Source organism: Paenarthrobacter sp. NPDC058040 (genome assembly GCF_042885775.1).
Lineage (GTDB): Bacteria > Actinomycetota > Actinomycetes > Actinomycetales > Micrococcaceae > Arthrobacter.
Map to the genome: position 1 here is coordinate 202850 of NZ_JBHVRN010000006.1, position 20290 is coordinate 223139.

At 63.6% G+C, this 20290-nt stretch carries 22 protein-coding genes; 17 read left to right on the forward strand and 5 right to left on the reverse strand.

The annotated features are described in order from the left end of the window. Positions 1–201 precede the first annotated feature (201 nt). Complete coding sequence (locus ACFVSJ_RS10165) at positions 202–669, forward strand: Lrp/AsnC family transcriptional regulator (RefSeq protein WP_387436496.1); 468 nt, start codon at positions 202–204, stop codon at positions 667–669. Positions 670–794: 125 nt separating this feature from the next. On the opposite strand, the gene ACFVSJ_RS10170 is transcribed toward ACFVSJ_RS10165, so the two are convergent. Beyond that, on the reverse strand, positions 795–1346 hold the full coding sequence (locus tag ACFVSJ_RS10170; RefSeq protein ID WP_387436498.1) for a TetR/AcrR family transcriptional regulator: 552 nt from the start codon (positions 1344–1346) through the stop codon (positions 795–797). Positions 1347–1437: 91 nt separating this feature from the next. Between ACFVSJ_RS10170 and ACFVSJ_RS10175 the strand changes: the two genes are divergently transcribed. Further along, positions 1438–1869: a 4-oxalocrotonate tautomerase family protein gene (locus ACFVSJ_RS10175; protein WP_387436500.1), complete on the forward strand. Its 432-nt coding sequence runs from the start codon at positions 1438–1440 to the stop codon at positions 1867–1869. 137 nt (positions 1870–2006) lie between these two features. On the opposite strand, the gene ACFVSJ_RS10180 is transcribed toward ACFVSJ_RS10175, so the two are convergent. Continuing rightward, positions 2007–2891 carry a sensor histidine kinase gene (locus ACFVSJ_RS10180; RefSeq protein ID WP_387436502.1) on the reverse strand — a complete coding sequence of 295 codons (885 nt, stop codon included), beginning with the start codon at positions 2889–2891 and terminating at the stop codon, positions 2007–2009. 175 nt (positions 2892–3066) lie between these two features. Here ACFVSJ_RS10180 and ACFVSJ_RS10185 point away from each other — a divergent pair, with 175 nt between their 5' ends. Next, on the forward strand, positions 3067–3648 hold the full coding sequence (locus tag ACFVSJ_RS10185; protein ID WP_387436504.1) for a hypothetical protein: 582 nt from the start codon (positions 3067–3069) through the stop codon (positions 3646–3648). Between the two features lie 34 nt (positions 3649–3682). On the opposite strand, the gene ACFVSJ_RS10190 is transcribed toward ACFVSJ_RS10185, so the two are convergent. From ACFVSJ_RS10190 to ACFVSJ_RS10200, 3 genes are read right to left on the reverse strand one after another with little or no spacing between them, the layout of a single operon-like run. After that, positions 3683–4405, reverse strand: coding sequence for a GntR family transcriptional regulator (locus ACFVSJ_RS10190; RefSeq protein WP_387436507.1), 723 nt, complete (start codon positions 4403–4405; stop codon positions 3683–3685). Between the two features lie 38 nt (positions 4406–4443). Beyond that, positions 4444–5298 (reverse strand): amidohydrolase family protein, encoded by an 855-nt coding sequence (locus ACFVSJ_RS10195; protein WP_387436509.1) that lies wholly within the window; start codon positions 5296–5298, stop codon positions 4444–4446. Between the two features lie 25 nt (positions 5299–5323). Then, positions 5324–6292 carry a hypothetical protein gene (locus ACFVSJ_RS10200; protein WP_387436511.1) on the reverse strand — a complete coding sequence of 323 codons (969 nt, stop codon included), beginning with the start codon at positions 6290–6292 and terminating at the stop codon, positions 5324–5326. 290 nt (positions 6293–6582) lie between these two features. Between ACFVSJ_RS10200 and ACFVSJ_RS10205 the strand changes: the two genes are divergently transcribed. The 14 genes from ACFVSJ_RS10205 (at position 6583) to ACFVSJ_RS10270 (ending at position 20278) form a co-directional block, all read left to right on the forward strand. Further along, positions 6583–7143, forward strand: a complete 561-nt coding sequence (locus ACFVSJ_RS10205; RefSeq protein ID WP_387436513.1) for an SRPBCC domain-containing protein — start codon at positions 6583–6585, stop codon at positions 7141–7143. Then, positions 7143–8024 carry an HpcH/HpaI aldolase/citrate lyase family protein gene (locus ACFVSJ_RS10210; protein WP_387436515.1) on the forward strand — a complete coding sequence of 294 codons (882 nt, stop codon included), beginning with the start codon at positions 7143–7145 and terminating at the stop codon, positions 8022–8024. Before ACFVSJ_RS10205 ends, ACFVSJ_RS10210 begins: the two co-directional genes overlap by 1 nt. After that, positions 8021–9118, forward strand: coding sequence for an amidohydrolase family protein (locus tag ACFVSJ_RS10215; RefSeq protein ID WP_387436517.1), 1098 nt, complete (start codon positions 8021–8023; stop codon positions 9116–9118). Before ACFVSJ_RS10210 ends, ACFVSJ_RS10215 begins: the two co-directional genes overlap by 4 nt. A 12-nt stretch (positions 9119–9130) precedes the next feature. Next, positions 9131–10783, forward strand: coding sequence for a thiamine pyrophosphate-binding protein (locus tag ACFVSJ_RS10220; RefSeq protein WP_387436519.1), 1653 nt, complete (start codon positions 9131–9133; stop codon positions 10781–10783). Positions 10784–10852: 69 nt separating this feature from the next. Continuing rightward, positions 10853–11752, forward strand: coding sequence for a hypothetical protein (locus ACFVSJ_RS10225; RefSeq protein ID WP_387436521.1), 900 nt, complete (start codon positions 10853–10855; stop codon positions 11750–11752). A 112-nt stretch (positions 11753–11864) separates the two neighbouring features. Then, positions 11865–12764: an ABC transporter substrate-binding protein gene (locus ACFVSJ_RS10230; protein ID WP_387436523.1), complete on the forward strand. Its 900-nt coding sequence runs from the start codon at positions 11865–11867 to the stop codon at positions 12762–12764. A gap of 51 nt (positions 12765–12815) precedes the next feature. Continuing rightward, positions 12816–13682 carry an amidohydrolase family protein gene (locus ACFVSJ_RS10235; protein WP_387436525.1) on the forward strand — a complete coding sequence of 289 codons (867 nt, stop codon included), beginning with the start codon at positions 12816–12818 and terminating at the stop codon, positions 13680–13682. A 50-nt stretch (positions 13683–13732) separates the two neighbouring features. Continuing rightward, complete coding sequence (locus ACFVSJ_RS10240) at positions 13733–14842, forward strand: ABC transporter substrate-binding protein (protein ID WP_387436527.1); 1110 nt, start codon at positions 13733–13735, stop codon at positions 14840–14842. 9 nt (positions 14843–14851) lie between these two features. Beyond that, positions 14852–16624, forward strand: coding sequence for an ABC transporter permease (locus ACFVSJ_RS10245; protein WP_387436529.1), 1773 nt, complete (start codon positions 14852–14854; stop codon positions 16622–16624). Between the two features lie 5 nt (positions 16625–16629). After that, positions 16630–17769 (forward strand): ABC transporter ATP-binding protein, encoded by a 1140-nt coding sequence (locus ACFVSJ_RS10250; RefSeq protein ID WP_387436531.1) that lies wholly within the window; start codon positions 16630–16632, stop codon positions 17767–17769. A gap of 108 nt (positions 17770–17877) precedes the next feature. Further along, a complete protein-coding gene (locus tag ACFVSJ_RS10255) occupies positions 17878–18357 on the forward strand; it encodes a MarR family winged helix-turn-helix transcriptional regulator (RefSeq protein ID WP_387436703.1) in 480 nt (159 codons plus the stop codon). Then, positions 18354–19634, forward strand: coding sequence for an MFS transporter (locus ACFVSJ_RS10260; RefSeq protein ID WP_387436533.1), 1281 nt, complete (start codon positions 18354–18356; stop codon positions 19632–19634). Before ACFVSJ_RS10255 ends, ACFVSJ_RS10260 begins: the two co-directional genes overlap by 4 nt. A gap of 72 nt (positions 19635–19706) precedes the next feature. Next, the gene (locus ACFVSJ_RS10265) at positions 19707–19913 is read left to right on the forward strand and encodes a ribbon-helix-helix protein, CopG family (RefSeq protein ID WP_387436535.1); all 207 of its coding nucleotides are present in this window, start codon (positions 19707–19709) and stop codon (positions 19911–19913) included. Then, entirely contained in the window at positions 19910–20278 is a 369-nt protein-coding gene (locus ACFVSJ_RS10270) for a type II toxin-antitoxin system death-on-curing family toxin (protein WP_387436538.1), read from the forward strand. Before ACFVSJ_RS10265 ends, ACFVSJ_RS10270 begins: the two co-directional genes overlap by 4 nt. Positions 20279–20290: the final 12 nt, after the last annotated feature.

The following is a 20290-nucleotide window of genomic DNA, read 5'->3' on the forward strand; positions in this document are numbered from 1 at the left end:
GGGCTGTTGGGGCACCATGGTCTTACAGACCCATTCCACCGCCACGCATTTTGAATGTGTGACGAGGCTAACATTAAGATTTGCGTGGAACAAGAGCTTATGACTACGCATTGCGTAACTATGGATGGCGTCAAGTACGCAATGGCGTGTTGACAGCGTTTTCGGCCGATGGAATGCGGAATTTCGGCTAGTCTGGGCTGCATGACGGACTACACGCTGGATGACCTCGACCGCGACATCGTGCGCGAGCTGGAGCAGGATGGGCGCCGTGCTCTGCGGGAAATTGGACGCAATCTAGACACCTCCGAGGCCACAGTCCGTGCGCGCGTCAAACGTCTGCAGGACTTGAACATCCTCCGCATAGTGGCCTTTACGGATCCGGAGACCTTGGGCCGGACGCAGCTGGGAATCGTTTTTCTGGAGGTTGATCCAGAGCTTCACGTATCGGTGGTGGAGGCAGTGACAGCGATGCCGGAGGTTACGTATGTGTCCACAATCCTGGGTCGGGCCGACCTCTGCGTGGAAGTACTGAGCACCGACAACGGCGCGCTATGGACTCTTCTGAACGAGAAGATCGGACGATTGCCGGGAGTGCGGCGCATGGAGACATCGTCAGTGCTCAAGGTGCACAAACTGCGGTACGTGACGCCTCTGGGGCCGTCGGCTTGACCACCGGACTCCACACCCAGTGGAGCCTTTGCCCCCGGCACGCGCGAGCCCAGGACTGCCATCAAGTGTCGCGGGCGGACCGATGGCTCACACCGATGAGCGATTGCGTCTGGATGCGCGTGGGATCAGGCACTGGCCAGCGCCAGTAGTTGCTTTTCGACCAGGTCCATTGCGCGCATGGATTTCTCGGATCGGGCGAAGATCAGGGCGCCTTCGGTGGAGGCGAACAGCATCCAGGCCAAGTCAGTTGCGCGTTGCTGTTCCAGGCCGGCGTCCTGGAACAGGGCAGCCAGGTCTGCCGTCCACGCCTCGAAGACGCGTCGTGCTGCGGTCCGGAGTTCATCGGTTTCAGCGCTTGTTGCCACCCCGGCGCTGGCGCAGCCGGCCTCGAATTCGGACTGGACCAGCACGCCGCGCCACAGGTCGACGAAGCCGGTGATGATCCCGGCGACGTTTCGGCCCTTCATGGCGGCCAGGGGCGCACGGGCACCGGTGGCCATGAACTCCATCGCTGCGAGGACAAGTTCATCCTTGCCTCCTGGGAAATGGTGGTAGACCGAGCCGCGGGGAGTTCCGCTGTGCTCCAGGACGTCAGCAATGGACACCCCGCCGACTCCGCGTTCGGCAATCAAGAGCAGGGCGCTGCGCGCCATTCGCTGCCGTACGTCACTGGCCACTGCAGCCCCTTCCGGCTTCGTTCCTTCCCGCCTATGCTAACCATCATAGAGATTATGCAATCCATCATAATCAGTCTCAGAGGAGGACCCCATGCCGATGATTGATGTGTATGCCACTGCTGGAACCTTCGCCGACGCGGCGACGCTTGCGCAGAAACTTGCGTCAACGCTGATGAATATTGAGGGAGTCCCGTCGATTCCGATGTTCAAGAACAACACTGCCGCGTTCGTCCATGACGTCGAAGTGATCTCGAACGTCAACGGCGAGTCGAACTATGTGCGCGTTCAGGTCCTGACGAACGCGGGCGCGCTGGACCGGGCCAAGCAGCAGGCAGTCGTCGAGCAGTTCACTGGACTCGTCGCTGAGGCAGCTGGCGATGATGGCCTGAAAGCGCGCACTTGGGTGCTGCTCACCGAGGCCGTGGATGGCGGCTGGGGTTTATGGGGCAAAGCCCACACGAATAATGAACTTGTCGATTCTGCCCGCGCCGAGATCGGTCGCCTCCAGGGAGAACAAACCTGAGCCTCAACATCCAAGATGCGTCGGCTCCAAGCTTTCCGCTCTATCGCCATATTTCCCGTTAAGGAGGGCACTGGCCTGGTCGGCGATGGCCGCGTCTCGGATCTGCTGGGCTCAGGCCAGGGCCTGCAACGGCGGCTTCATGGCGTGGCTGTTGGCAGGGTGATTCGGATGGATGTGCCGTGCGGGCCGGTGGAGATGATCTGGACATCGCCGCCGGCGTGGGTGGCGATGTCGCGGACGAGGGCCAGCCCGATGCCGAAGTTGCGTTGCCCTTGGCCTGTGTTGGGTCTGGGCGTGCGGGCGAAACGGTCAAAAATCCGTTCGGGGTTGATGCCGGTGATCCTTGGTCCGGTGTCGGTGACGGTGATGGTTGTCCGGGTTGCATGGGCGGCAGCCTCCACGTTGATGGCGCCGCCTGGGGGAGTGTGGGTCAGGGCGTTCTCGACCAGTCCCAGCACTGCCCGGCGCAGGTGAGCCGGCTCGATCACGGCCCTGAGTACTCCCTCATCGGAATGGGTGAGGGTGATGTTCTGTTCGGCGGCGAATTGTGCGGCGCTGTCTACCACCTCCCGGGTGAGGTCTCCGACGTCGGTCGCTTGAGGCACAACAACGGGGCCAGCGGCGGTGGCTGTGGTCAACAGTTCGTTGACGATGCCCGTCAGGACAGCGGTGTCTTCCCGTATCAGGGCGAGGGCCTGCGCTGTGGGGGTGTCGGGTGTGGTGCCGCGCTGGGCGAGTTGGACACGGGCGTCGAGGATGGCCAGCGGCGTGCGCATTTCGTGGCTGGCGTCCTGCACGAACCGGCGTTGCCTTGCCAGGGCGTCGCCGAGTGGGCGGATGGCGGTGCGGGCGCTGATCCAGCCGACGCCGCCGGCGAGCAGGACACCGGCGGCACCGGCCAGGATCATGGCCTTGATCAGGTCGTTGGTGTCCAGGTAGGCGTACACGGCTCCGGGCTCGGGGACGCCGGGGCGGCTGGCTTGGTTCAGCAGATAAAGGGTGGCGGCAGCCAGGAGGACCAAAACGGCATGGGGAACCCTTCCAAGAGGACGAACGGATGTCTTTGATTCTCGGCAAGGGGCTTTAAGAATCCGTTAAGAACCCCCGCGGGGCCGGTGGCTGCTCCCATGCGGGGGTCATAGCCCGGGCACAGCTTGGCCAAAGTGGGCTCATACCTGGGCCTTGAAGACTGGTGCCATGGCCATTCAGGCCAGCCCGGTAACCGGTGAACAGTCCGGGTACCGGGCCAAGTGGAGAGGTAAGAGTGACATGGCAAAGATCGACAAGACCACCGCTGGCATCATGCTGGCCGCCGTTGTAGCAGGAGGTGCAATCGGAGCAGCCTCCTTGCCGGCCATGGCCGACACCGGCAGCAGTTCCTCCAGCTCGGCTACCCCGTCCGACGGATATGGATCAACATCATCCGGAACCGGGCAAGGCGCCCGGGGCCCGCACCAGGCCAACGGCAAGACCGAGGAACTCCTCACCGGTGACACGGCAACCAAAGTGGAGGCGGCAGTGAAAGCCGCCCAGCCCAATGCGACGATCGAAAGGATGGAAACAGACGCCGACGGGGCAACCTATGAAGCCCACATCACGAAAGCCGATGGCACCCACGCCACCGTCCTGCTGGATGAGAACTTCAAGGTCACCGGCACCGAGGACCAAGGCCAGGGAGGCCGCGGGGGCCACGGACCTGGAGGCAACGACGGCGACGCCGATGACTCGGGCGGAAGCACCCAAAGCCCAAGCCCCAGCGCGTCGGGATCCTCCTCGTAAAAAGCTGCAGTTTGAACAAATGTGGTCCCGATGGTCAGGCAGAGACCTCAGAGTCGGTTTCGTCTTCCACGACCTTTAGGCCCTCAGTGTCCGAAGCGGCAGCCGCAAGCAATGCCCGGCGTGCCGAAGCCACATGGTGCCGCATGGCGGCACTTGCTGCTTCGGCATTCCGGGTTTGCAGTGCATAAAGGATCGCCCGGTGTTCATTCAACGCATCCCGCCGGGGGTGCTTTCGCGTCAGGCTCCTGTACTGCCTCATGACCAGTGCGTAGAGCAACTGATCCGTGAAACCCGAAAGGGTCGGTTGCCTGGCCGCGTCCCGGACCACTTTGTGGAAATGGCGGTTCAGCCTTGAATACTCGGCTTCCTGACGGTCATATTCGGCAGAGGCCATTTGTTCACACGTCGCCGCAAGATCCTCAAGCTCATCGTCGGTGGCCCGTTCGGCGGCTTTGCCGGCAAGGGCCGATTCCAGGATCTCGCGGGCTTCAAGGATTTCCACGGCTTCTTCGACGGAAAATATCCGTGTGCGCACGCCGCGGTGCGGTTCGCTGGTGAGATAACCCTCCGAAACGAGCCGGGCAGTAACGGCCCGGACCGTTCCCCGCGAGACATCCAACAGCCCCGTCAGCTCAGCGTCCGTCAGGCGGACATTTGGTTTGAAATGCCCTGAGATGATGAGGTTCCGCAGGTCCTCGTATGCCTGGACCGTCCGGGTGGAGGAGAGGTCGCCGGCGGCCGCTGTTAGCTCACTCATGTGCTGTGACCCTTTCCGTGCTACACCTTGTGAATTTATCAGTTACTTCCCAAAGCGGCGTAAAGCCTCCGGGTTGTTCCACTGAAGATCGCCGCTTGGTTCTCGGCAGACGTGGCCGTGAGTACGCGTTCTGCCAATGCACGGAGTTCTTCCAAGGGCTGTTCGGCCGCTGGGCAGTTTGAGCCCCACGAGATCCTGTCGGCCCCGAAGGCGGCGATCAGCGGCTCGAGGAAGTCCCTGGCCCGGTCGCCGATGTCGTCGAGTCCTTCGAGGGTGCGGTGCGTCAGTTTGAGGTGAAGTCCGGGGTGTCCTGCCAGTTCGGTCAGGTCGTTGGCTGCCTTGGTTGGTGAGGTGCGCACGTCGGGGTATCCGCAGTGGTCCAGGAGGATGGTGGCGTCCGGGTGGCGGGAGAGCAGGTCTTTGAGGACAGGTGCGGTGTCGTCGCCGAGGCGGAGCTGCAGGCAGACGGGGATCCGCGCTTCGCTGGCTGCGGCCCAGAATTCATCCGCTGCAGGATCGGCGAACCACATGCCCTGTTCGGAGACGGTGCTGCCGGTGGTGAACAGCCGGACTCCGGAGAGTCCTTGGTCGATGGCTGCGCGCAGCCGTCCGGTCGCGTCGGGGGCGAGTGGATCGAAGGTTCCGACGGCGACGAACCGGTCGGGCCATCGCTTGGCGGAGTCGAGAACGTAGCTGTTGTCGTAACCGTAAGCGGTGGTGGCTTGGACCAGCACGGCCTGTCCGATGCCGGTTTCGTCCATGCGCTGCAGGAGTTCTTCGGCCGTTACGGGGCGTTCGGTTGCCCAGACGGATTGGTGGCCGCCGAGCGGTGTCCGGGGGTAGGTGTCCGTGTCGGTGGCGAGGATGTGGCAGTGGCTGTCGACGATGTCCATGGGTCTCCTTCTTTGTTCGATGTTCTTAGTTGTCTGCGTAGGTGCCCGGGGCGAAGATCGGGTCGCCCGGGTTGCCTTCGGTGAGGCCCTGGTCGCGGCTGAATCGCTGCAGGGCTTCGATGCTGGCCTTGTTGCTGTCCAGGCCGTAGGGAATCGGGTCGCCGCCGATCATTCGTCCTTGCTTGGCGAGCCGCGGCAGGGCCGACCAGGTGGGGTCTTCGTCCACGTGGAGTTGTTTGCTCTGGACGAAGGCGTTGTAGAGCTTGGTGGGCAGCTCCGGATCTTTTTCGACGAGTTCGTTGCGGACCACGATGACCGAATGCAGGGGGTAGATCCCGGTGCGCAGGTACGAGTCCCGCTCAATGACGTCGCTGTCGGGAAAGAGCGGGTACGTTTCCCCCGTGTCCGTCACAGGAGTAGCGGACTCCCATCCGGCTGTCGGGGCCCCGGCGCGCCCGGTGCCGGCGTTTCCGGTAAAGGCTGCGTCGATTTCACCGGCCGCCAGCAGGGCACCGAGCGACCGTCCATCGGTGACGCGGTGTGTGTTGGTGGGAACTTTCCCTTCAACGTGGTCATCATCGTCGATGACCCACGTAATCGAGTCCAGATCCACTCCGTAGTCTTCGCCCAGGATTCCACGTCCCCACACCCCCGTACTGACCGAGTAGGCGCGGACGCCGATTTTGCGTCCGTCGAGGTCAGTGGGGATGACGACGCCGGAACCTGGCGCGCATTGCAGGTCGCCGTGGTGGAAGCGACGGTTGAGGAAGACCGGGATAGCGGTAATCGGCACGCCCGCTTCACGCGCCATGAGATACGAGACCGGGGCCAATTCGCAGACGTCGAACTCGAGGTCCCGGATCATTCGGCGGTACGCGGCAATGATCGGTTTGACCTCGATCGGCTTGACGACGTAGCCGTCGATGGCAGCGCGGCCATCGAGGACGGCAGCTGAGTGCGGGTAGTCGCCGAGGGCGACGGTGAGGTGTTCCATTCGAACCTCCTATGTGGATTGTTGGACAATACGAACAAGGTAGCATGGGATCCTTCGGCTGTCAGCAGGCTCCGCAAAATGACCAGCAGGGGCGCAAAGCCTTGTAATAAGAGCAATTTCTTGCGATCAGGCAATGAAGTTGTGGCCCTCTTCACAAGATTGGTCTTCGAGTGCTACCGTCGTGATTGTTATACAAAATGATTTCGCGGTTGCTTCTCACGCCTCACATCCCTGCCATCGACGGCAGGCCCGGCCGCTGACAAGGACCCCTCACCAAACCGGAGTTTTCTGTGATCACCATTGCCCAGCGCGTCTCAGTTCCCCATCCGCCAGAGCTTGTGTGGAGCATCCTGTCGGACCCGCACAAGGTTGTTGGCTGCATCGATGGTTCCCGTCTGGGCGAGTTCCACGACGACGGCAGTTTCGATGCGTTGATGGCTGTCCGTTTCGCCGCCATCAAGGTCTCCTTCAAAGCCCGTGCAAACCTGGTTCTCGACGAAGAGGCCCGGACCGGGCGCCTTGAGGCCAAGGGCAGCGACAGCCGCGGCTCCACCCGGGTCCAGGGCCATGCCGATTACAGCGTCGTGGCCGATGGGGACGGATCGTTGGTCATTCTCGAAGGACAAATCGACATCGGCGGCGCCCTGGCCTCGCTCATCACCACCGGGGCCTCGATTGTGGTGGACAGGATGACCAAATCCTTCACCGAAAGCCTCATCCGCACCTGCGCGACCCTCGACCCAAACAGCGAAACCGCTGAACCGGCCGCTGACCGGAAACCGCGTCTGGGGAACCTGTTCAGCCGGGTCGGTGCGCGGGCCGGCAGCACCATGGAAGGAAACAGCAACTAATGCGACTGAACACCATCATTGAGAAGTTCGAAAAGGGTGAGCGGGTCTTTGCGACCTTCGCGTCCCCCGACCCGGCCGGGGCCGTAGCCGTACGCGACGCGGGCTATGACGCCCTCATTTTCGAAGCAGAGCACAAGCCCTTTGATGTTCCCCAACTCAAGGACGCCATGCAGTATCTCCTGGACCGCCGCCAGGTCTTCGAAGCCGACACGCTGGCACCCCGGACCATCCCGCTGGTGAGGATTCCCCCGAACGGCGGTGAAAGGTCGCAATGGCACGCCAAACAGGCCCTTGACCTGGGCGCTTACGGGATCATCTGGCCCCACGTGGACACGGTCGAGGATGCCCGCAACGCCGTCGCGGCCTGCCGGTACCCGAGCATCAACCAGGACCCGGACCGCGAACCCTTCGGCCTGCGCGGTGACAGCCCGGCATGGGCGGCCCGCTACTGGGGCACACCGATAGGGGAGTACTACGAGCGCGCCGACGTGTGGCCGCTCGCGCCCGAGGGCGAGATCCTGGTTGGTCTCATGATCGAGAGCGTCCGGGCCATTGAGAACCTCGAGGACATCCTGGACCAGGTTCCCGGCATTGGGCTGATCCTCGTCGGAGAGGGAGACCTGAGCCAGGAACTGGGCGTCCCGCGGCAATTCGAACACCCCACGGTCCAAGCCCACCGCAACCGCGTAGTCGAAATCTGTAAATCCAGGGGAGTGCCGGTCGCCCACCCGCACGTCACGGCCAAAAACGTCGACGAGGTGCTCGAGACCGGCTACGACTTCCTGATGACCGCACCGGTGGTGTCCTACCCGGGCCTGGTCCGTGGCCGTGACCTTGCCACTGCCCGGATCGAAGCTGCCCAGATCCAGCCCAGCCGATGACCGAAACACCAGAGGAAACCATGTACATCGACATCCACGCCCATTTCACCACCGTTCCCGAGGCCCTGAAGACCTGGCGGGACCGCCAGATCGAGGAAATCGAGCAACACGGCCGTCACCTCTCAGCCGACGATCTGGAAATCCCGGATGAGGAAATCGCAGCCGCCCTCACCAAGGGCCAGCTGGCACTGCAGGAACAGCACGGCATCGACCTCGCCCTTCTCTCACCCATCGCCGGCAAAATGGCCCACCATTACGGCGACCAGGAAACCAGCCTGACCTGGAGCAGGCTGAGCAACGACACGGTATACCGGGCGTCGGTGCTGTTCCCGGACAGCTTCGCCAACGTCTGCCAGCTTCCCCAGTCCCCGAACGGCGACATTGCCGTCAGCGTCGAGGAACTGCGCCGCTGCGTGGAGGAACTCGGCTTCGTCGGCTGCAACCTGAACCCCGACCACTCCGATGGCTACTGGCAGGCCCCGCCTATCACGGACCGCTATTACTACCCCTTGTATGAGGCGATGGTGGAACTCGGCGTCCCGGCCATGGTGCACTCGTCGATGTCAGCCAACCCTGCTGTTCACGGAACCTGCGCCCACTACCTGAACGGCGACACGACCGCGTTCATGCAGCTGTGCCAGTCGGACCTGTTCCGCGATTTCCCCGACCTGAAACTCATCCTGCCCCACGGCGGCGGGGCGGTGCCCTACCACTGGGGACGCTACCAGGGCGTCATGCAGGACCAGGGTCGAGGGGATCTGCTCGACATCATCGGCGACAACCTCTACTTCGACACCTGCGTCTACGGTGCCCGCGGCCTGCAGCTCCTGGTGGACACGGTTCCGGCCAAGAACATCCTGTTCGCTTCCGAGATGCTCGGAGCCGTCCGCGGGGTGGACCCGTCCTCCGGACACCGCTACGACGACACCCGCTTCCTGCTGGACTCCCTGGACTTCACCGATTCCTCACACCGGGAATCCATCGCAGCGGGCAACGCCTTGACCGTCTTCCCCCGCCTGCGTCAGCGCCTCGAACAACGAGGACAACTCCCTTCCGCCGGCGCGACTGTCGGCGCCGGCACGGCCACGAACTAAACAGGAGCAACCATGACCAAGGTTTATGAAGCACTGGCGGATGCGTTTATCGCCGAAGGAACCACCCACATTTTCGGCATGACCGGAGATGCGAACATGCACTGGATGTACGCCATGGCCGAGCGCGGCGCCACCCTGTTCGAAGCCCGCCATGAAGGCTCCGGCCTGGCCATGGCCGACGGCTGGGCCCGCGGTGCCCGGAAACCGGGGGTGGCCTCCACCACCAGCGGCCCCGGTGTCACCCAATTGGCCACGAGCCTGGTCTGCGCGGCCCGAGCCCGGACACCGCTGGTGATCTTCAGCGGCGAAGTAGCCCTCGGGGACCTGGGCGCCACCCAGTACCTCGACCAGGCAAAGTTCGCCGACGGTGTCGAGTGCGGCTTCGTGCAGGTCTCCTCCCCGGCCCGGGCCCAGGAGGCAGTCCAACGGGCATTCTGGCTGGCCCGGACCACGTCCCGGCCGGTGATGGTCAGTGCCCCCACCAACGTCCAGCAAGCCGAATTCGACGGCGCACCCATTTACGTCCCCTCCACCGAACTCATCGACACCGCCCTGGCCCAGCCGGCACCGGAAAGGATCGACCAGGCCATCAAGATCCTGGGTGAAAGCGAACGGGTCGTCGTGCTGGTCGGCAAAGGCGCCCGGGCCGCCGACGTCGGGGACCTCGTCCTCGAACTGCAGCGCAAAACCACCGCCCTGATTGTCACAACGCTTCAAACGAAGAACTGGCTGCGCGAGGAAAACGACTTCTTCGCCGGGATCTCCGGGCTCTACGGCACCGCCACCGCCCACGAACTCCTGCAGGAATCCGACTGCCTGGTAGCCATCGGTGCCAGCCTGAACCACTTCACCACCGAACACGGATACCTTTACCCGACAGCCCGGATCATCCAGCTCGACCACGCGGACCAGATCGTCACCGGTACCGGGCAGCCCGTGGAATGCTACGTCCGCGGCGATGCCCGCCCGTCCCTGGAAGCCATCGTCAAAGCCTTGCCCGACACCCCGGAACACGGCGACGGCTACCACACCGCCGACATCGCCGAGGCCCTGCGTGAAGCGGACACCATCAAGGAGGACTTCCACCGGGAAGATGGCCGCCTGGACCCACGCGAAGTCATCCTCGCCTTGGACAGGCTCGCGCCGGAGAGCCTGCCGCTCGTGATGGGCAGTGGACACCAAACCGACTTCGGCACCATGCTCTTCACCCGCCCCCGCGAAATCGTCTCCAACTATGGGCTGTTCGGCGCGATCGGCCAAGCGCCCATGCTCACCATGGGCTGGAGCGCAGCCCGGGCGAAGCCGACGATGGTGGTTGAGGGAGACGCGAGCTTCATCATGCATCTGGCCGAATTCGATACCGCCTGCCGATACAACTGGCCCGTCCTGGTGGTGGTCATGAACGATGAAGCCCTCGGTGCCGAATTCCACAAGTCCGGAGCACACGGACTGAATCCCGAACTGACCGCGATTCCTTCCCCCGACCTCGGGGCCGCAGCCATCGCCCTTGGCGGCAACGGCGCCAAGATCCACACCATCGCAGACCTTGAAGCCGCTGTCCGGAATTTTGTTGCCAACCCGGAACCCACGGTCCTGGACGTCCGGATCACCCGCGACGTGATCAGCATCCCGTACCGCCGCCTCTGGTACGCCGAAGAAGTATGACCCGGCGCTACCCATCGTTGCCCCGACACAGCCGGACTGTGTTCCCCTCCCAGAAAGGAAGGCACGTCAATGACGACCGCCGAAATTGAGTTCCTGATCAACGACCAGGAACTCGCCGGAGCCGCCCAGTCGGCCCTCGAATCCCACTCATCCATCGCCACAGTCACAGCCTCGCCCCTGCGCCCGGTCCACAACGGATTCAAAGCCTTCGCCAGCGGCCAAAACTATGAAGTCAGCGAGATCGCGATGGTGACCCTGCTGCAGGCCGTCGCCCACGACCGGCCGGTCCTCTTCATGCCCCTCACCGCGCTGGGACGCCACCAACACCAGACCCTGATCAGCACCCGGGCCCTGTCGGTTGAAGATCTCCCCGGCCGATCCGTGGGTGTTCGCGCGTGGAGCCAGACCACCGGAATGTGGGTTCGCGGCTTCCTCGCCCACCAATACAACGTGGATCCGCGCTCCGTGCGCTGGCGCACCTACGAGGGCGGACACATCGCCGAACAACCGGAACCCGCCTGGGTCGAACGGGCAGAAGAGGGCGCGAGCCTGGCCAACGACCTCCTGGAAGGACGCGTCGACTTCGCCGTCATGGGTAACGACCGGCCGAAGGACCCGGCCGTGCGAAGCGTCATCCCCGACCCCGCCACGGCCTCCGTAGAGTGGGCCGAGAAGGTCGGCTACGTCCCGGTCAACCACCTCTTCGCCGTCCGGGAAAGCGCCGCCAAAGAGCTGAGCGGCGCCATCCTGGACCTCTACGACGCCGTCTCCGGACAGCTCGAGGCGCGCAAAGCCGGTCCCGGGATCCCGTTGGAACCCTACGGCTTCGAAGCCCTGCGCCCGGCAGTGACCGCAGCGGCGCAGTACGCCTGGGAACAGGACCTCCTGCCCCGCCCGGTCCACTACGACGAACTCGTCGCCGCGACGTCCATGGCGCTCGGTGTTCCCGCCTCACGGCTGGGCGGCTAGAAATGCGTAGATTGTTATACGAAATGACCGAGCAACCCTTGAAAGTGACCCGTGTCACTGTTAGTTTGAACGTGGATTGTATAACAAAAGGTCGTTTAGCGAAGGAGCTCCGATGACCACCCACTGGACCGTCGCCCTCCGCGACTACGAACACACCATGCCCCTGAAGAACGGCACGGTCGTCGCCGAGGGCGTAGACCTCGAGTTCGTCGACGTCGAACCCATCCACCGGGCCTTTGCACCGATGGTGCGTGAAAGCCGCTACGACTTCAGCGAATTGGCCATTGCCACCCTCTTCCAGGCCCTCGAAGCAGAGCGTCCCGTCATCGCCCTGCCGGTGGTCCTGCACGGGAACTTCCACCACCGTTCCATCTCCATCTGGAACGGTGAAGGCAGGGTCCGCCCGGAAGACCTGGCCGGCAAGAAAGTCGGCGTCCGGGCGCACAGCCAGACCACGGGACTCTGGGTCCGCGGCATGCTCGCCGACACCTATGGGCTCCGGTCCCAGGACGTGACCTGGGTGACCACCGAAGGACCCCATGTGGCCACCGCCTCAGAGCCGGCCAACGTTGTACGCACGGACCGGAAGCTCGTGGAGCTGCTCACCGAAGGTGAGGTCTCCGCCGTCGTCATGGGCGCCCGCTCAGCAGACCACGTCCCAGGTCTGGAACCGCTGCTCCCCGACTGGAAAGACCGCCAAGACCAGTACCACCAGGAACACGGGTGGGTGCCCATCAACCACCTGCTCGTCGTCCGACGCGAACTGGCCGAGGCCAACCCCGACGGTGTCCGGGCCGTCTACCGGGCGTTCCAACAAAGCATCGATGCCGCCCGGCCCGCCGTTCCGACGGGAACCACCCGCGAAAAGGTCATCCAGTACGGGGTCACCGACAGCCTGCTCGCCACCCTGGACACGGCACTGCGCTACGCCCGCGAACAAGAGATCATCCACACAGACCTCTCCGCAGACAGGATCTTCGCCGACTTCGAAAAATACGTGGGGGAGCCGTGAGCCACAGCCGTCCTTGCCCCGCACCCTTGAACCCGCGTCCGAGGAGGACCGATGCACTACTTTGACACCCACACCCACGCCATCTCGCCCGACACCGACAAGTTCCCCGTCAAGCCCCTCGGCGGAACCCGCTCCGAATGGTCCCAGACCCGGCACGTCGACATCGACGGACTGGTCCGCAGCCTCGACGAGGCCGGGATCGAACGCGCAGCCCTGGTACATGCCTCCACTGTCTACGGTTTCGACAACAGCTACGCCGCCGCTGCTTTGGCCCGGTACCCCGACCGCCTTGTCGGGGTCGGAGCCGTCGATTTCCTCGCCGACACAGCCGTCGCGGACCTGGAGCGCCTGATCCAGGAGCAGGGCTTCAGCGGAGTCCGGATCAGGGTCTCCGACGGAACCACCAAAGTCCCCACGCCCGGTTCCGGGGTGTCCGACGAACGCATGGACGCCGTCTGGGACTACGTCGCCGCCAACAACATCCCGGTGTGCATCCAGATGCACTCCAAGGACGCCCCCAAGCTCGTCCATGTCCTTCAGAGCCGCCCCGCCATGACGGTGCTGCTGGACCACGCCGGGCGGCCCAACGCAGCCGGCGGATACCCCTACCCGCAGCTCGAGGAGCTCGGACAGCTGGCCGGTTTCGCTGGTGTCCACCTGAAAATCACGCCTCCTGCCATCAAACGCCTGGAGGACGAACCGGACGCGAACGTTACCGAGGTACTCGGTCGCCTCGTCGAAACCTTCGGTGCCGAGCGCATCATGTGGGGTTCGAACTTCCCCGCATCCGCCGGGACCCTCGGACAACTCCGCGACAAGATCGAAGGACTCCTGCCAGAGCTCGACGACATCCAGAAGGCTGCGATCCTCGGCGGGAACGCAGCCCGCATCTACAGCGCGGCAGTGGTCGCGCACTAGCTATCATGCGCCGTCAAAGCCGCCGGCGCAGACTTAACCCAGGAGGACCAATGAAGAACACCTCAAGCAACGAAGCCCGCGTAACAGGCATCCGACGCCGGCACAGCCTCAGGCTGCTGGCAGTGCTCGCGGCCGTGACCGTCAGCGCCTCAGCGTGCGGTGGCGCCGGGGATGCCACATCCAAGCTCCCCACATCCATGGACGAGCTGGTCAAGCAGGCCCAGAGCGAAGCCGAAGTCGCGTGGTCGGCGCCCAAGCCGCTGGAGCAGATGCAGCCCGCGATTGACCTCTTCGAGAAGAAGTATCCCGGGATCAAGGTTAAGTACACCAACACCAAAGCCCCGGACCAGGTCAGCCAGCTCAAGATGGAACAAGCTGCCCGGAAAGTCTCGGTGGACGTCGCCGCAGCCGGCGAGCTGACGGTGCCACCGTCACTGGATCTGGCCGACACCGTAGATTGGGCCGCCTACGGCATCGACAAGGACAACGTCTTCTTCGAGGACAAGGCCGTCTACATCTGGGCCGCACCGAAAGTCTGGGCGTACAACAAGACAATGGTCTCCCCGGCGGATGTCCCCAGCACGTGGGAGGACCTCCTCAAGCCCCGTTGGAAGGACGGACAGATCGGCGCTGAATCCCGGGCCTCGTTCATGACGGTCTGGAACCTTGATCCGGCCCTCGGCCAGGACAAGGCCCTCACCTGGGCCAAGGACTTCACGGCTCAGAAGCCCCACTTCACACCCAACACCACCCAGTCCGAAGGCCTGATCGAAAGCGGCCAGGTCGCCATTGGAACCAGCCTGATCAACCTCGTCCTGCAGGCCCAAAAGTCCGGCGCGCCGGTGGACATCGCACCCCTGTCACCGACCAACACCAACGAAACCTTTATCTACATGCCCAAGGGAGCCCCCCACCCCGCGGCCGCCGTCCTGCTCACCTCCTTCCTGTCCTCGGACGAAGCACAGGCAGCCCTGGCCACCACCTACAACTCGCGGATCCCGCAGGAAACGGACTGCTCCAACCCGGACCAGAGCCCCGTGGTGAAGGCACTGTGCGCAGCGAACATCACCTGGCATTCGACCGGCACGATCGAGCACTACGACGATCTTGCCGAATTCTTCCCCAAGGCCCAGAAAGCCTTGGGAACGGATCTCGGGTAGGCGATTGTTATGACCATGAACGCAACAAAGCCGCCGGTCATCAGCGACGCACCGCCACCGCCGGAGCGCCAGCGCCGGGCCAGACAGAGCCGCCGGGGACTCGGCAGCACAGCCCTGAACGTGGCAATGATCCTGCTGGTCAGCTACCTGATTGTCGTGCCGCTTGTAGTGCTCTTCTACAGCAGCTTCAAGGCCTCCACCACCAAGCTGCCCTTTGACGTCAAGGGATTCTCCTTCGACAACTACATCCACGTCTTCCAGTCCAGCCGACTTGGTGAGGTCACCCTCAACACGGCCATCTACGTCGCCGGGTCCCTGCTCGTGGCCCTGGTGCTCAGCGTTTCGCTGGCGTACCTCTTCGAACGCACCGACATCCCCGGCCGCAGGTTCCTCGCCCCGATGGCCCTGGCACCCATGGCCGTTCCCGTCGTCGTGATGGCCATCGCCTGGGCCCTCGTGGCAAACCCCGCCAACGGGCCCCTCGCCATCCTCGTTCGGCAAACCCTCGGGCTCTCCATCGACATCTACTCCCTGCCCGGCATGATCGTGGTCATGGGCATCTTCGGAGTCCCGAGCATGTACCTGATGATCGCCCCCGCGTTCGCCAGGCTGAACCCCGAGCTCGAAGAAGCCGCCGCAACTGTCGGCGCGCCCCTGATGCGCCGGCTCCGACTCATTGTCTTTCCCCTGATCGGCCCGGCCGTCTCCGCAGCATCCATGCTGTTCGTCGTGGTGGTCCTCGAAGGCTTCTCCATCCCCGCGCTGCTCGGTTTGCCGGACCAGATCTTCGTGTTCAGCAGCCTCATCCAGCACTCCCTGGAACCGCCGACAGGCTCGCCCAACTACGGCCAGGCCACCACTTACGGTGTGCTCATCCTCGTACTGTCCTTCGCGATGCTGCTGATCTACCGACGCCGGATCAAGGACACCCACCGGTTCAAGGTCGTCGTCGGCAAGGCCTACCGCCAGAACCGCACCCCCTTGGGCAAATGGCGGATCCCGATCTTCATCATCGTGTCCCTGTACATGCTCATCGGCATCGTCCTGCCCATCCTGGCGCTGCTGTGGACCAGCCTCTCACCGTTCTCCCGCCCCATCACCTGGGAGGGACTGGGCGATCTGTCCTTCATGCAGTTCACCAAGATCCTGACCGATCCGGGAATGGGCGAAGTCATGCTCAACACCGCGATCGTGGTGCTGGTGACGGCAACCGCCACCACGGCGATGTCGGTCTGGATCGCCGTCGCCGCCCACCGCAAGTCCTTCCGCGGAAGCGCGGTGCTGTTCGAATCGACCTACCTCGTTTTCGGCATCCCCAGCGTCGTGCTCGGCGCAGCTGTGCTGTTCCTCTACCTGTTCGTGCCCATCCCGATCTACGGCACGGTCTGGATCATCATCGTCGCCCTCGTGACCCGCTTCCTGCCCCGCGGCTCCCGCTTGGTGCAGACAGCGCTGCTGCAACTCGATGAAGGGCTGATCGAAGCCGCGCGGGTCACCGGTGCGTCGACGTTCACGGTCACCATGAAGATCCTGCTCCCGCTGCTGCGCCAGGCGCTGTGGAAGTGCTGGCTCTGGGTCTTCGCCCACGCCCTGGGTGAGCTGCCCATCGCCCTGCTGCTGACAAGCGCAGACAACCGCACGCTCGTCGTGGAGGTTTGGGATACCTTCACCTCAAGCGTCAACTACCCCCAGGCAAGTGCCTTGGCGGTCATCATCCTGGTCATTTCCATGGTCGCGGTCCTGTTGGTGAACCGACGCGGGGCCTCCGAGAAGGAAGCATAAGCAACATGTCACACAGCACAACCCAAAGCTCGATCACCATCAGTGAACTGCGCAAAAGCTACAGCAAGCCCAAGCATGGCGAGCAAGCCTACGCCGTCGACGGCATCTCCTTCGAGGTCCCCAAAGGCCAGTTCGTCACGCTCCTGGGCCCCAGCGGCTGCGGTAAGACGACCACCCTGCGGTGCATCGCCGGACTGGAACAACCCGATGAAGGCCAGATCATCATGGCCGGACAGACGGTCTTCGACGGTGCCAGCAAAACCCAGATACGTCCCGAGGACCGGCCCATCGCCATGGTTCCGCAGTCCTACGGCATCTGGCCCCACATGACCGTGCTCGATAACGCGGCCTTCCCGCTGCGGCACGGACGCCACCGCAAGGGCCAGCAAAACATCAAACAGCGCACTCTGGACATGCTCGACCAGGTAGGTCTCGCGCCGTATGCGGACCGTTGGTCAACCCAGCTCAGTGGCGGCCAGCAGCAACGGCTGGCTCTGGCCCGGGCGCTCCTCTCCGAACCCGAGGTGCTGCTGTTGGATGAACCGTTGTCCAACCTGGACGCCAAACTCCGCGCGAAGCTCCGCCTGGAACTGCGCGCCTTCCAGGAGCAGTTCGGGGTGACCTCCGTGTACGTCACCCACGACCAGGCAGAAGCCTTGGCCCTGTCCGACCTGGTCGTCGTCATGAACCAAGGCCGCATCGAACAGATCGACCGGCCCGAACGGCTCTACCAGCAACCAAAATCGGCATTCGTGGCGGACTTCATCGGCAGCGCCAACCTGATCCCGGTCCAGCAAACCAGCGAGGTCAGCGACGGACTCCTTGCCCAAACCGACATCGGCACGTTCCTGTGTGCCGGCGAAGGCCAGGCAACCGCGACCGGAACTGTGGGAGGAAACGTGTGCATCCGACCGGAGAATGTCGAGGTCTCCACGACGACGGTTTCCCGGCACAGCGGTGCGCAGCACAATGAGATGCACGGACGGGTGATCGGCGCGGAATTCCTCGGGGACCGCCTCGAACTGGTCATCGACGTCGAAGGAACCAAGCTGACCGCCTCGACGCCCGCAGTCCTGGCCGTCCGCCCCGGCGACGACGTCGCAGTCAGGGTCAACCCCGTGAACTCCCGCTACCTCGCGTCCTGACCAGCCGCCGTCGGGCTCTGAATACGACCCTGTAGCGCCGCGCCCATCGGCGACCACCATCGGATGCATGGACCCGAGGGACTGCCAGAAGAGCAGTCCCTCGGGTCTATGCCGACGTGCCGGGAGAACCTCTTGCCAAGTACAGAAACCACGAAACCAATCCAACAAGACACTCACCCGCACGCCTCCGCACTTCGGCTCACCGTCACCCGGCTGGCCAGGCAGCTGCGGAAAAACTCGGGAACAGCCCTGACACCTGCCCAAATGTCTGCCCTCGACGTCCTGGGCCGCAAAGGCCCGCTGCGCCTTGGCCACCTTGCCAAGCTCGAGGGGATCAGCAAACCAACAGCGACCAGGCTGACCGACAAGCTCGAAGACACCGCGCTCGTTGAACGAGTTCACGATGACGCCGACGGAAGAAGCTGCCATATCCGGCTAACTGCCAAGGGCGAAAGCCTTCTCACCGATGCCAGCAGGGGAGCGGACCAGTTCCTTTCCTCCCAACTGTCCGCATTGACCCCACCGGACCAGCTGGCTTTGAAGCAGGCTCTTCCCGTCCTGACCCGACTGTTGGAGACCAACGCATGAAACGGTATCTCCGCGCCACGTTTGCCTCCCTCGGCGGGCGAAACTACCGGCTGTACTTCCTGGGGCAGAGTATGTCCCAAATCGGAACCTGGACCCAGAAAATAACCCAGGCCTGGCTCGTGCTGGAACTGACAGACTCAGGAACACTCCTGGGCCTCACCCTCGCGCTCCAAGCCTTGCCAACCTTGTTGCTCAGCCCCTGGGGCGGGCTTTTGGCCGACCGGCTGAACAAACGACGCCTGCTCCTGTGTACTCAAGCAGCATCCATAGTCCCCGCGGTCCTCCTTGGCGTCCTCACAGCCACGGGATCTGTGACCCTCTGGTTGGTCTTGCCGTTGGCCGCGGTCATTGGCATCATCGAAGCCCTCGACAAACCGGCCCGGCAAACGTTCATCGCCGAAGTGGTTCCCCGGGAGCAGCTCACCAACGCCCTCACCCTGAACAACATCACCATCAACTCAGGAAAGCTCATCGGCCCAGCCATCGCCGGTGCCCTGATCACCGGCATTGGGATGGCAGCAAGCTTCTTCGTCAACGCGGCGTCCTTCGGAGTCGTGCTGCTGGCCCTCTTCCTCGTCCGCCAGGACCAGTTGAACCCAGCGGTGCCCGTCGCCCGCTCCAAAGGGCAGCTGCGCGAGGGGCTTCTCTACGTCATGGCCCAACCCAGGCTCATCGGACCCCTTGTGTTGCTCACAGTCACGGGCCTCCTTGCCTGGGAGTGGACCGTCACCCTGCCACTCCTGGCCCGGGACGCCTTCCACGGCGACGCGAAACTGGTCAGTGCACTGTTCATCGCCATGGGCGCCGGCGCAATCATCGGTGTCCTCGCCATCGCAGGGATCCTGAAAGCTACCACTGGGCGCCTCATTATCTCCAGCCTCACGTTCGCCCTCCTGCTGCTGCTGATTTCCTTCGCACCAGGGATCGAGATGACCCTCGTCCTGCTTTTCCTGCTCGGGGCAGCCGGCGTCGCCTACCGCGTCATCACCACATCCATGGCACAACTCGAAGCCAACCCAGTCATGCGAGGCCGCACCATGGCCCTCTTCGTCATCGCAGTCGGCGGCACCTCGCCCGTCAGTGCCCCATTGCTGGGCTGGCTTTGCGAAACAGTCGGCGTCAAAGCGACCCTCATGATCGGCGGAGTTGGGTGTGCGCTCATGACCGTGGTCGTTTGGTTTTACCTTCGTCGTCGCGAAAACACTGCGCCTGCTGCGGCGCGGGCACGCGCCAACACGGTCAGCGATGGCGAAACAGCCCAGCCCGCCTGTCGTTGACCGGGCCAGAGAAAGATGCGCTTCGCGCGGTTGGCGACGGAGAGACGGGTACCCTTCTGGCACCATGGATTCATGGCTATGAATCTTCGCATCCCGGAAGACCTTGATCGCCGTTTGGAGAAGCTGGCGGCCGAGGAGCACACGTCCAAGTCGGCCCTGTTGTTACAGGGGGCGGAGTTGGTATTGCAGCGGCACGCCCGTCGCCGGGAGATCAGTGAGGGTTTGGATTTCGTGACGAGTCACGACGCTGACCTGCTGACCCGCCTTGAGGACGCGTGACAGCGTATCTGGATATAGAGGACGCCCTTCAGGTTGTTGACCGGTACGGCATCCATATCGGTGACGTTGGGCTGCTGGCTTCGGCTCTGGCCAGGCCCGCGACAACCGTCATGGGTGCCGAGGCATACGGTGATCTGGCGACGAAAGCGGCTGCTTTGTTGGAGTCCGTCGCACGTTTTCAGCCGCTGATCGACGGCAACAAGCGCACGGCGTGGACGCTGATGGTGTTGCTGTTGTGGATCAACGGATACCGCCACGACTTCGCAACCGATGAGGGGTTCGAGCTGGTTGTGGCCGTCGCCGCCGGGCGGATTGATTTGAGTAGCTCTGCCGCGGAGATATCGAGGCACCTGACTGTTCGTTAGGCTTGCCTGTCG